General features: G+C 68.0%; 9 protein-coding genes. 1 reads left to right on the top strand and 8 read right to left on the bottom strand.

Annotated elements, in window-relative coordinates; translation table 11 throughout:
• Positions 1–25: 25 nt before the first annotated feature.
• Positions 26–2191 carry a S9 family peptidase gene (locus ASG69_RS00795; RefSeq protein WP_056447493.1) on the bottom strand — a complete coding sequence of 722 codons (2166 nt, stop codon included), beginning with the start codon at positions 2189–2191 and terminating at the stop codon, positions 26–28.
• A 5-nt stretch (positions 2192–2196) separates the two neighbouring features.
• Positions 2197–3081: a phosphoribosylaminoimidazolesuccinocarboxamide synthase gene (locus ASG69_RS00790; RefSeq protein ID WP_056446672.1), complete on the bottom strand. Its 885-nt coding sequence runs from the start codon at positions 3079–3081 to the stop codon at positions 2197–2199.
• A 99-nt stretch (positions 3082–3180) separates the two neighbouring features.
• On the opposite strand from ASG69_RS00790, the gene ASG69_RS00785 reads away from it, so the two are divergent.
• Positions 3181–4596 carry an MDR family MFS transporter gene (locus tag ASG69_RS00785; RefSeq protein ID WP_056447490.1) on the top strand — a complete coding sequence of 472 codons (1416 nt, stop codon included), beginning with the start codon at positions 3181–3183 and terminating at the stop codon, positions 4594–4596.
• On the opposite strand, the gene ASG69_RS00780 is transcribed toward ASG69_RS00785, so the two are convergent.
• The 6 genes from ASG69_RS00780 to ASG69_RS00755 form a co-directional block, all read right to left on the bottom strand.
• Entirely contained in the window at positions 4593–5510 is a 918-nt protein-coding gene (locus ASG69_RS00780; protein WP_056446669.1) for a siderophore-interacting protein, read from the bottom strand. The two genes, ASG69_RS00785 and ASG69_RS00780, sit on opposite strands and share 4 nt — an antisense overlap.
• 134 nt (positions 5511–5644) lie before the next feature.
• A complete protein-coding gene (locus ASG69_RS00775; RefSeq protein WP_056446666.1) occupies positions 5645–7432 on the bottom strand; it encodes a DUF4012 domain-containing protein in 1788 nt (595 codons plus the stop codon).
• Positions 7433–7510: 78 nt separating this feature from the next.
• Positions 7511–8833 carry a UDP-glucose dehydrogenase family protein gene (locus tag ASG69_RS00770; protein WP_082544579.1) on the bottom strand — a complete coding sequence of 441 codons (1323 nt, stop codon included), beginning with the start codon at positions 8831–8833 and terminating at the stop codon, positions 7511–7513.
• Positions 8834–8900: 67 nt separating this feature from the next.
• Complete coding sequence (purB, locus tag ASG69_RS00765; protein ID WP_056446656.1) at positions 8901–10322, bottom strand: adenylosuccinate lyase; 1422 nt, start codon at positions 10320–10322, stop codon at positions 8901–8903.
• A gap of 53 nt (positions 10323–10375) precedes the next feature.
• Positions 10376–11020: a TetR/AcrR family transcriptional regulator gene (locus ASG69_RS00760; protein ID WP_027504321.1), complete on the bottom strand. Its 645-nt coding sequence runs from the start codon at positions 11018–11020 to the stop codon at positions 10376–10378.
• Between the two features lie 87 nt (positions 11021–11107).
• On the bottom strand, positions 11108–12262 hold the full coding sequence (locus ASG69_RS00755) for a pyridoxal phosphate-dependent aminotransferase (protein ID WP_056446653.1): 1155 nt from the start codon (positions 12260–12262) through the stop codon (positions 11108–11110).
• Position 12263 lies beyond the last annotated feature (1 nt).

The following is a 12263-nucleotide window of genomic DNA, read 5'->3' as shown; positions in this document are numbered from 1 at the left end:
GCAGTCCACCCCCCGGCGAACGCCGTCAGCTTGCCGTATCGCGGCCACCCGTGGCAATCGCACCCGTGCGTTCGATCACCCACGCGTACTCGAAGGCGATCTCCTTCCACTTCTCGTATCGCCCGCTGACCCCGCCGTGCCCGGCACTCATCTCGGTCTTCAGCAGAATCGGCTCGCTGCCGGTGTTCTTCACCCGCAGAGCGGCGATCCACTTCGCGGGTTCGACGTAGAGCACGCGCGTGTCGTTGATCGAGGTGATGGCCAGGACGGCCGGGTAGTCCTTCTCCGCCACGTTCTCGTACGGGCTGTACGACTTCATGTAGTCGTAGACGTCCTTGTCCTCCAGCGGGTTTCCCCACTCGTCCCACTCGATCACCGTGAGCGGCAGCGACGGGTCGAGAATGGACGTGAGCGGATCCACGAACGGCACGTTGGCGAGGATGCCCGCGAACAGTTCGGGTGCGAGGTTGGCCACCGCTCCCATGAGGAGGCCGCCCGCACTGCCACCGTCGGCCACCAGACGATCGGGAGACGTCACCCCGGTGTCGATCAGATGCCGTGCGCACGAGACGAAGTCGGTGAACGTGTTCTTCTTGTGCAGCATCTTGCCGTCCTCGTACCAGAGGCGGCCCATCTCCCCGCCGCCGCGCACGTGCGCGATGACGAACACGATGCCCCGATCGAGCAGGGACAGTCTCGACACCGAGAAGCCCGGGTCCATGCTCGCCTCGTACGAGCCGTACCCGTACAGCAACGTCGGCGCGCCGCCCTCGGACACCTCGACGTCGACGCGCTTGATCACCGAGAGCGGCACTCGCGTGCCGTCCTCCGCCGTCGCCCACTCCCTGGTCTGGGTGTACCGCGTCGGGTCGAAATCGCCGAGCACCGGCTGCGACTTGCGCAGGATGCGCTCGCCAGAGGCCAGGTCGTAGTCGTAGACGCGCGAGGGCGTGATGAACGAGGTGTAGCCGAAACGCAGCAGCGGTGCGTCCCACTCCGGATTCGAGCCGAGACCCACCGAGAACAGTTCCTCGTCGAACTCGAGCTCGTGACGCTCGCCGTAGCCGCTGTCGAGCAGTGGCCACAAGGCCATGCGCGGCACGGCTTCCCGGCGGTACGACAGCACCAGGTGGTGAGCGAACGCGTCGACGTCCTCGAGCCGCACGTCGTCGGCGTGCTCCAGGAGAATCGTCATGTCCGACGGGTCCTCCACCGGCGCGTCGGCCAGGACGAAGTTCTCCGCCTTCACTCCGTCGACGACGTCGTTGTGCAGGATCAGGAACCGGTCGCGGCCCGCGACCACGGCGTGCTCCGCGCTGTACTCGACGCCGTCCCTGCGCGGCAGGATCACGTGGAACTCGCCCGTCGGATCCTGCGCGTCGAGGTACCAGCCCTCGGTGGTGACCTTCGACCCCACCCAGATCACGAGGTACTTCTCGCTGCGCGTGGATCCGAAACTGACCCAGTAGGACTCGTCCGGCTCGTGGAAGACCACCACGTCCTCGGACGTGGGCGACCCGATCCGGTGTCGCCACACCTTGTCCGGACGCCACGAGTCGTCCACGGTCTGATAGAAGAGGTACTGCTGATCGGCGGACCAGGTCGCTCCGGGAGCGGTCTGCTCGATCTCGTCCGGGAACAGCTCTCCGGTACGAAGATCCTTGATGCGCAACGTGTACCGCTCGTCGCCGGCGGTGTCGACGGAGTACGCGAGCAGGTGTCCGTCGTCGCTCAGGGAGAATGCGCCGAGCGAGAAGAAATCGTGTCCTTCTGCCAGCACGTTGGCGTCGAGGACGATCTCCTCGCCGGGGACCTCGACACCCGGTTCGAGCGCGGGCGGCGTCCAGTCGTCCACCGAGGCGACCGGGCAGCGGCACTGCATGCCGTAACTCTTGCCCTCGAGCGTGCGCCCGTAGTACCACCAGAGTCCGCGGCGCGTGGGCACCGACAGGTCGGTCTCCTGTGTGCGCGACTTGATCTCGTCGAAGATCGCCGTGCGCAGCGGCTCCAGGTGGGCCGTCTGCGCCTCGGTGTAGGCGTTCTCCGCCTCGAGGTACGCGACGACCTCGGGATCCGACTTCTCCCGCAACCACTCGTACGGGTCCACGACGACGTCACCGTGGTGGGTGCGCGTGTGCGGAACGGTCTTGGCGATCGGTGGTGTCGTCTGCTGTGCGTCGTGCGTCTGCATGTCGGTCACGGTCGTACCCAATCGTCGAAGGAGAGACCCGAGAGTCGTTCGTACGCCTCGACGTAACGCGACCGGGTGCGGTCGGCGATGTCGTCGGGCAGCGGCGGGGGCGGTGCGTCGCCGTGGCGGTCCCATCCGGACTCACCGGTCAGCCAGTCCCGGACGAACTGCTTGTCGAAACTCGGCTGCGCCTGCCCCTCGGTGTAGCCGTCGAGCGGCCAGTACCGGGACGAATCGGGAGTCAGCACCTCGTCGGCGAGGACCACCTCGCCGTCGTCGTCGACACCGAACTCGAACTTGGTGTCGGCGAGGATGATTCCGCGTCCGGCGGCGAACTCCGCGGCGCGCGCGTAGATGTCGAGCGTCGCCGAGCGCAGCTTGTCCGCCGTGTCGGCTCCGACCAGGGCGACCACGGAATCGAAGTCGATGTTCTCGTCGTGATCGCCGATCGCCGCCTTGCTGGCGGGGGTGAAGATCGGCTCCGGGAGCGTGCTCGCCTCGGTGAGACCGTCCGGGAGCGGAACGCCGCACACCGCACCCGTCTCACGATAGTCGAGCAGCCCGGACCCGGTGAGGTAGCCACGGGCGACACACTCGACCGGCGCCATGCGCAGCGCGCGCACCACCAGCGCGCGGCCGAGCACCTCCTGCGGGATCCGCGGATCCTCCGCGTCTCCGGCGAGGTGATCGCGCACGCCGAGAGTGTCGAAGAAGAACACGCTCATCGCGGTGAGCACGCGACCCTTGTCAGGAATGGGCGTCGACAGCACGTGGTCGTACGCGGAGATGCGGTCGCTCGCCACCAGGAGCAGATGGTCGTCGTCGATGCGATACAGGTCGCGGACCTTGCCGGCCGCCAGATGGGGATACTGCGAGAGAGAGGGGCGCACGACGTTCGAGCGTAGTCGTGCCGCGCATCGCGGTGGTGGCGGTGTCTGGCAGTGTTCGGAGGGACCCTCGGTACCGAGGCGAACGAAGGAGCGTGGCGGGTGACGACGACGGACAGGGTGCAGGTCGGATTCCGGTCCGAACGAGGCCCGATCCTGGCGGCGCTGATGCTCTGCAACTCGCTCGTCGCCCTCGACTCGACGATCATCGCCACGTCCGTCCTCACCATCGTCGACGATTTGGGCGGCTTCTCCCAGTTCCCGTGGCTCTTCTCGATCTACCTGCTCGCACAGGCCGTCACCGTGCCGGTCTACGGCAAGCTGGCGGATCTCTTCGGCCGCAAGCGTCTCGTCCTGTTCGGCATCGCCGTCTTCGCGATCGGCTCGGTGCTGTGCGGGATCGCCTGGAGCATGCCCGCCCTCATCGTCGCCCGGGCGATCCAGGGCATCGGCGCGGGCGCGATCCAACCGATGGTGCAGACGATCGCCGGCGACATCTACACCGTGCGCGAGCGAGCGAAGGCGCAGGGCTATCTGGCCAGCGTGTGGGCGATGTCGTCCATCGTGGGTCCCAGTCTCGGCGGCATCTTCTCCGAGTTCCTCTCGTGGCGCTGGATCTTCTTCGTCAACATCCCGCTGTGCCTGGTCGCGGCGGTGATGCTGATCCGCAAGTTCGACGAGACGGCGAGGCCGTCGACGCGGCAGAGCATCGACTACGTCGGCGCCGCGCTGCTCACCGTCGGCGCGGGCGCCCTCATCCTCGGGCTGCTCGAGGGTGGTCAATCGTGGGCGTGGACGTCGGGAGCGAGTGTCGCGGTATTCGCCGTCGGAGTGGCCGGGCTCGCCGCCTTCGTGCTCGTCGAGAGACGCGTCGCGTCCCCCGTGCTGCCACTGTGGGTGCTGACGCGTCGCGTCCTGGCCGCCACGAGCGCCGTGGGCGCCGTCATCGGCGCCGTCGTGCTCACGCTCACCACGTACGTCCCGACGTTCGTCCAGGGCGTACTGGGGCTGAGCGCACTGGCGGGCGGCTTCACCCTCGCACCGCTCCTGCTGTCGTGGCCGCTGATGTCGTCACAGTCGGGTCGGGTGTATCTGCGCATCGGGTTCCGGCGCACCGCGGTCATCGGTGGGTCGATCGTCACGGCCGGTTCGCTGCTCACACTGGGATGGACCACGACGTCGTCGGTGTGGGAGATCTGCGTCGGGTGCCTCGTGATCGGAGCCGGGATGGGGCTGATCGCGGGCCCTGCGCTCATCGCGGCGCAGTCGAGTGTCGACTGGTCCGAGCGCGGAGTGGTCACCTCCACCAACACGTTCGCCCGCAACCTCGGCAGCGCCGTCGGCATCGCGGTGTGCGGGGCCATCGTCAATGCCACCGTCGGAGACGACGCATCGCCGACCGAACTCGGCGACGGTCTGCACATCGTGTTCTACACGGTGATCGGCGGAGCGGTCCTGCTGCTGATCGCCGCGCTCGCGATGCCCGGTGGCCGTATCGCCGATCCCGAGAAGAGCTAGAGGCCGACGCGCTCGAGGAGTGCCTCGAACTCGTCCTGCGCCTGCGCTTCCGACTTGCCCTCGCGCAGAGCGCGCTTGTAGCCCGCGAGCGCCATCGCCTCGTACCGCTTGTAGGAGGCCAGCCACTCCTCGGCGCGCTCGCGCCAGTATCCGATGACCGAGCACTCACGGGTGCTCATGCCCCACTGCTTGCGCACGTGGGAGCGCACCGCGCGGGACGCGCCCGCCTCACCGGCGAACCACACGTATCCGGAGCCCGCGGGACGCTCGTACGACGCGACCGCATCGGGGAGAACGCTCGGCATCACACCGTTGCCGGTACCCACGCGCCAGTCGACGGTGACGTCCGCCGCCGTGTCGAACGACTGGATGTCGGCGGGGTCGAGGACCTCGAGCACGACGTGGGTCCGCAGCCCGGCAGGTGCCTGCTCGAGTGCTCGGGCGATGGCCGGCAGACCCGTCTGGTCCGCCACGAGCAGTTGCCACGCGGCGTCCTCGGGACACCGGTACCAGGAGCGGGGGCGCGAGAGGACGACGCTGTGGCCCGGGCGCGCCAGCCGCGCCCAGTCAGACGCGACGCCGCTCTCGTGCAGGACGAAGTCGATGGTCAGCGTGTCGTCGTCGCGCATGCGGACGGTGTAGTTGCGGCACTCCGGCCGCGTCGCCGCGTCGTGGTAGCCCCACACGCCCTTACAGCAGGTCATCGGCGGCAGGACGTCGTCGACGGCGGGCGGGAAGTACACGGTCACGCACTCGTCCGGTGCCTCGACGCCGACGTACCGTTCCACCCACGGGCCGCCGAGAACGATGCGCACCATGCTGGGTGAGATCGCCGTCGTGGACAGCACCGACGCCGGATAGAAGCCGGGTTCCGCATCGAGCGTCGCGGCGTCGAGTTCGAACGCTGTCGACATCGGACCTCCTCGCCTGCGGCACGCTCGGGGGATCGAGCGACTGTAAGGCGAGCCTAACCATGCCTGGCGGGGAGTGCAATGGGGCCGGTCACAGACAGCTGTGACCAGCGCGTCACGATCTCACGAGAGCCGCGTCAGGATCCCGAGCAGTCCGGCACGTCGACGGTGGCGGTGCCGGGGAGCGTCGCAGGCTGGAGCGGCACCCGCGCAGCACCCGGCGCCGTCGGCTCCACGAGGTCGAGGACGAGGGTCTTGGTCTGCCCCGGCTCGACGACGAACGGCGTGTAGAAGAACGGATGGCCCCGTTCCTGCCCGGTGAGCACGAACACCTGCTGCCCATCGATCGACGCCTTCGTCAGCGTCGATCCCGTCGTCGTGAAGACCGACACCACCGATCGATTGGTTCCGGGGGGACCCTCGTACGCGGTCGTCTCGTTCTGACGTCCGGCGATGTACGTCGGGTACTCCTGCGGCGGAGCCGTGTTGGTCACGGAGGCGGTGATCTGGGTCGTCCGGGTGTCCCCCTCGCAGGACGTCGCGGTGTAGGTGATGTCTCGCTCGAGGTAGTAGTCGAGCTTGCCACCGGCGCCGTTGTTGACCACCAGCGCGGCGTACGGCGCGGGATCGTCCGGCACCTCGTGCGCGATCTTGGTTCCGGAGAGCACACTCTGGATCGCGGGGTCCGCGCTCCAGACGGCGGTGTGGCCCTCGCTGACGCCACGTCCGATGGCGTCGAGAAGTCCCGCAGGATCGTTGATTTTGCCCTCCACCTTGGAGAAGACGCGTGCCGCGATCTGCTGCAGGTAGTCCTTGCGCGCGAGGTTGTCGTCGGCGAAGCGGAAGTACGCCTCCGACTGCGTCAGGTTCACCACGTTGTCCGACGTGACCTGCTCGCCGTCGGCGAGAGTCACCGGGCCGACCACGCCGAGGATGTAACTCAGCGCGACCGGGTCGGTCGCCAGCACACCGTCGACGGACTGACCGGACTCCTGCTGCCAGATCGACCGGAGGATCTCCCCCGTGTACGGGAAGTGAGGACTCACATTCGCGTTCTGCCAGTTGGCCGTCGCGTTGTACTGGTTGCCGTACGCCTTGGCGAAGTCGGGCCCCAGATCGATCGGGTCGTAGAGGGCACCGAGCTCGCTGTTCTTCGCCAGTGCGTCGAGCGAGATCTTGCCCCGGTCCGCGTCGATGATGGCGAATCCACCCATGAGCCCGCCGGTACCGCGCGACTCGGCATTGGTCTGGAACGCCAGGAAGTAGCTCTTGGGTGAGTTCTCGCCGAGCATGTCCGGGAGGATCTTCGACGCCAGGCTGGTGTTGGTGAGCAGCCCGGACAGATCGTCCAACTGCGCCTTCAGCGAATCACCGGCCTCGGTGACCTGCGGTAGATAACTGTCGGTGTCGATGGACTCCGCGCGCTGGTTCAGTGCGGTCGCCGAGGCGGACACCTGCTCGAGGGTCGGCGACGCCTCGCGCAGCGCACCCAGATCGATCGTGCCGTCGTCGGCGCGCAGTTCACTCGGGTTCAGCACCGCACCGACGTCGACCGCGGGCTGCAGGACCTCGGTCGTGAGGTCGTGGACGAGTCCGGTGAGCGGACCCACGACATCGAGAGGGGAGCCCACACCCGGAATGGCGGCGACGGCCTTCCAGATGGGCGACTCGGTCGCATCCAGCGCATCTGTCGACGCGGCGGTCGCGTCCGCGACGCGCTCACGACCCTCGTCCGCGTTGCCGGCCAGGATCGCCGACCGTGCCGCGAGTGCATCGTCACGGGCGGAGCTCAGCCCCTTGTACGCCGTGTAGACGGTCCACCCGAACCACGCGACCAGGGCCAGGAGGACGACGGCCACGATCCACACCCAGATCGGGACTCGCCGTCGCCGTGCCGTCGTGGTTCCACCGAGCTCATTCGACACGACAATCCTCTGCTCGTTCTCGGACCGATATTCGGCAGGAGTGTATCAATGGCGTTGTCGACTGTCGTTTCGTCGGACTCAGGGTCGTCCGAGACCGCGATAGTGCCACCCGGCAGAACGCCACACATTCACGTCGAGGCAATTGCGTCCGTCGATGATTCTGCGTTCCCGCACCACGCCCTCCAGATCGGCGGGAACCAGCTCGCGGAATTCACGCCATTCGGTGAGCACGAGTACCACGTCGGCCTTCGCGCACGCCTCCAGCGCAGAGCTCGCGTACCCCAGCGTGGGGAACAGCGCGCGCGAGTTGTCGTTGGCCTTCGGGTCGTACACGGTCACACCGGCACCCTGAAGTTGCAGTTGCCCAGCGACATTGAGAGCCGGCGAATCCCGGACGTCGTCGGAATCGGGCTTGAAGGCGGCACCGAGCACCGCCACCTGCGCCCCCAGGAGGGTGCCGACAGTGTCACGGACGACGTCGACCATGCCTGTACGCCGACGCATGTTGATGTTGTCGACCTCGCGCAGGAAGGTCAGCGCCTGGTCGGCTCCCAACTCACCGGCACGGGCCATGAATGCGCGAATGTCCTTGGGCAGGCAACCGCCACCGAAACCGATCCCGGCGTTGAGAAATTTGCGTCCGATTCGATCGTCGTGACCGATTGCATCGGCCAGAACGGTGATATCGGCGCCTGCCGCGTCACAGACCTCGGAAATAGCGTTGATGAACGAGATCTTCGTCGCGAGAAATGCGTTGGCCGACGTCTTGACCAATTCGGCGGTGGCCAGATCGGTCACGATGAAGGGGATCCCCTCGGCGAGCAGGGGCGCGTAGACCTCGCGCGCGACCTCCTCCGCGCGCCGAGGACGGTTCCGGTCGACCCCGAGCACCAGCCGGTCCGGGTGCAGCGTGTCCTCCACGGCGTGACCCTCGCGCAGGAACTCCGGGTTCCAGGCCACCTCGAGGTCCTCGCCTGCCGGCGAGAGCGCGTGGGCCATCGTGCCGAGTCGCTCCGCCGTGCCCACGGGGACCGTGGACTTGCCGAAGAGGACAGCGGGTCCGGTGATCAGCGGTGCGAGGTTCTCCACCACCGAGTTCACGAACGTCACGTCGGCGGCGTACTCGCCCTTCTTCTGCGGCGTGCCCACCGCGAGGAAGAAGATGTCACCGAACGCTGCAGCGTCCGCGTACGACGCGGTGAAGCGCAGGCGGCCCGCTGCGATGTTGCGCTGCAACACTTCCTCGAGGCCGGGCTCCCAGAAGGGCACCTCCCCCGCCTCGAGCTTGGCCAGCTTGCTCGGGTCGACATCGACCCCGAGGACGTCGTGTCCGATCTCGGCCATGCACGCAGCGTGCGTGGCGCCCAGATAACCCGTTCCGATGACGACAACTTTGCTCACATGACGAACCGTAGGGTCTGACGGCCGTCACTTCCACCGGGAGACCGCCCCGTCGTCACGGTTCACATCACAGAATGGGAGCCGGTGTGTACCGAGCCGCCTCCGGGTTCGCGTCGACCAGTGTCTGCACCGCGGCGACGACCGCAGCGACCTGCGCGTGCGCGGCGCCGATGAACGCCGACCGATCCGCCAGCGCCGTGTCGAGTGCCGCGCGGTCGAGCGGCAACCGCTCGTCGGCCGCGAGTCGGTCGAGGAGGTCCGGTTCCCTCCCCTGCTCCCGCATCGCGAGAGCGACGGCCACGGCATGCTCCTTGATGGCCTCGTGGGCTGTTTCCCGACCGACTCCCGCACGTACGGCGGCCATGAGCACCTTGGTCGTCGCCAGGAAGGGCAGATAGCGATCGAGCTCGCGGGCGATCACCGCGGGATAGGCACCGAACTCTGCGAGCACGGTCAGGAAGGTCTCCATCATCCCGTCGATGGCGAAGAATGCGTCCGGCAGCGCGACACGACGCACGACGGAACAGAAGACGTCGCCCTCGTTCCACTGTGCGCCGGCCAGCTCCGCGGCCATGGACCCGTAGCCGCGCAGAATCACCTGCAGGCCGTTGACGCGTTCGCAGGACCGGGTGTTCATCTTGTGCGGCATGGCCGACGAGCCCACCTGACCCGGCTGGAAACCCTCGGTCACCAGCTCGTGTCCGGCCATCAGGCGCACCGTGTGGGCGAAGGAGGACTGCGCCGCACCCACCTGCACCAGCGCCGACACCACGTCGTGGTCGAGGGAACGAGGGTAGACCTGGCCGACACTCGTGAAGACGTGGGCGAAACCGAGATGCTGCGCCACTGCGCGTTCGAGGGTCTCGAGCTTGTCGGCGTCGCCGCCGAGCAGATCGAGCATGTCCTGGGCCGTCCCCATCGGACCCTTGATGCCGCGCAGCGGGTACCGGTCGATCAGCTCCCGGAGCCGGGTCGACGCCACCATCAACTCGTCGGCAGCCGACGCGAACCGCTTGCCCAGCGTCGTGGCCTGCGCCGCGACGTTGTGGCTGCGGCCGGCCATGACCACCTCGGTGTACTCGGCCGCGCGCTCGGCCAGACGCGCCGCGACAGCCACGCCGTGCCCGTACACGTGTTCCATCGACCGCAGGATCTGCAGCTGCTCGACGTTCTCCGTCAGATCGCGGCTGGTCAGACCCTTGTGCACGTGCTCGTGGCCGGCAAGGGCGTTGAACTCCTCGATCCGCGCCTTCACGTCGTGACGAGTGACCCGCTCTCGATCCGCGATCGACTCGAGATCGACCCGGTCGGCCACTCGCTCGTAGTCCGCGATGGCCTCCGCCGGGACGTCGACACCGAGATCGGCCTGCGCTCGCAGCACGGCGATCCACAGCTGACGCTCGAGCACGATCTTGTGCTCGGGTGACCACAGACGGGCCATGTCGGGACTGGCGTAACGGTGGGCGAGGACATTCGGGATACGGCTCACGAGCGGCCAGTTTACGGTCCCCTCACTGCGCGACCGTCCCCCGGACTGCGCCTCTACTGCGCGACCGTCCTCCGGACTTCCCGCGACAACGGCGCGTGACGGTCCACCGCATCCAGCAGGACGTCCCGCACGCGTGACCGCAGGTCCGCCCCGTTCTCCCCCAACGCGCCCATCACGACACCGTCGACGAGGGCCAGGAGCGGGCGGACGTGGTCACGGTCGGTGGGCCGACCCGCGGCGGACAGCACGTCGGACAGCATGTCCTCCAGCTCACCACGCAGCCGGCAGTGCAGTTCCTGCAGCTGCGGATGCCGCGCCGCAGCCAGCACCCGCTCGTAGCGCGCCACCATCAGGTCCCGCCGGACCTCGTCGCCGTCGTCCGGACCCACGAGCAGGTCCACCACCAGGTCCACCGTGTCCGCGGTGTCCAACGCAGCCGGCGCGAATGCGGTCATCCGGTCGCGGATCATCGCGATCTCACGGACCCCGTTCAGTTCCGCGGCGTGCGTGACGAGGTCGTCCAGGGAGTCGAAGTAGTAGGTCGTGGACGCCAGCGGAAGCCTGGCCCTCGCCGCGACGCTCCGGTGCCGCACGGCGTCGTACCCTCCGGCCAGCAGAAGATCCGCTGCGGCCGAGATGAGGGCCTCGCGCCGACGCCGACCCTTGGGCGTCGAGCGGGGAGCGGAGCCGGTCGACATGCGTACACATGCTGCCACCGGCGCTTCTCCCCCGTGCGCCTTTTGCGTATCCCTGGATGCGCGAAAGGCGCACGGGGGCGCAGCCCACTACCGCAGTCGCGGGGTGAGCCGACGCAGCGCCTCGGTGATGTCCTCGGTCGCACCGGCGAAGGAGAAGCGCACCGTGTGGTGACCGTGCACCGTGTCGAAGTCCGCACCCGGGACGACGGCCACTCCGGTCTCGTTCAGGGTGTCGGCGCACCATCGGAACGAATCGTCCGTCAGGTGCCCGATGTCGGCGTACGCGTAGAAGGCGCCGTCCGCGGGAGCGAGCCGGGTGATACCGGCGTCACGGAGACCGCCGAGCAGTTCCTCGCGGTTGCGGGCGTACCGCCGCACGTGACCGTCCAACTCGGCGAGGGACTCGTCCGTGAAGGCGGCGACCGCGGCGAGCTGCGAGACGGTCGGCGGACACACCGTCATGTTCGAGGCCAGCCGCTGGACCGCTCGGGTGAGCGAACGCGGGAGCACCATCCAGCCGAGACGCCAGCCGGTCATGGAGAAGTACTTCGAGACCGATCCGATCGAGACGGCGCCGTCCGAGAACTCCCGAGCGCTCCGGCACTCGACGTCGCCGTAGGAGATGCCGTGGTAGATCTCGTCGGAGATCAGCAGCGTGCCGTGCTCGTCGCACCATCGCGCGAGCGCGGCCAACTCGTCGGGATCGATGATCGTGCCGGTCGGATTGGCCGGACTGGCGATGATCAGTCCCTTCGGAGGTTCGGGGAGCGCATCGAGCATCGCGACCGTCGGCTGGAAGCGCACGTCCTCGCCGCAGTCCAGCTCGATTACGCGACACCCCAACGCGGACAACGTGTTGCGATACGCGGGATAACCGGGTCGCGCCATCACCACGGTGTCGCCGGCGTCGAACGCCGCGAGGAACAGCAATGTGAACGCACCCGACGACCCGGTGGTCACCACGACGTCCTCGGCCTCGATGACGACCTGCGATCGCGTCGACAGGTAGGCGGCGATCGTCGCCCTCAGCCGCGCGGTACCCAACGTCTCGGAGTAGCCGATCACGTCGTCGTCGAGCGCCGTGCGCATGGCAGCGAGGACCGGCCCGGGCGCACGCGTGGACGGCTGTCCGGCCGCGAGGGACACGACGTCGCCGTGAGTCTCCTGGCGGCGCGCCGCAGCGGCGAACACGTCCATGACGCGGAACGGCTCGATACGCGAGCGCGCGGATTCCTCGACCATC

Origin of the sequence: Rhodococcus sp. Leaf225, assembly GCF_001426145.1 — a bacterium.
Classification (GTDB): Bacteria; Actinomycetota; Actinomycetes; order Mycobacteriales; family Mycobacteriaceae; genus Rhodococcoides.
Note: the sequence above shows the minus strand (reverse complement) of the source record. Positions and strands in the feature narration are given on the sequence as shown.

Excerpts from the sequence above, each read along its gene's own strand:
- ASG69_RS00795 (WP_056447493.1), bottom strand. The coding sequence starts at position 2,191 with ATGCAGACGCACGACGCACAGCAGACGACACCACCGATCGCCAAGACC.
- ASG69_RS00780 (WP_056446669.1), bottom strand. The coding sequence starts at position 5,510 with ATGTCGACAGCGTTCGAACTCGACGCCGCGACGCTCGATGCGGAACCC.
- ASG69_RS00760 (WP_027504321.1), bottom strand. The coding sequence starts at position 11,020 with ATGTCGACCGGCTCCGCTCCCCGCTCGACGCCCAAGGGTCGGCGTCGG.
- ASG69_RS00755 (WP_056446653.1), bottom strand. The coding sequence starts at position 12,262 with ATGGTCGAGGAATCCGCGCGCTCGCGTATCGAGCCGTTCCGCGTCATG.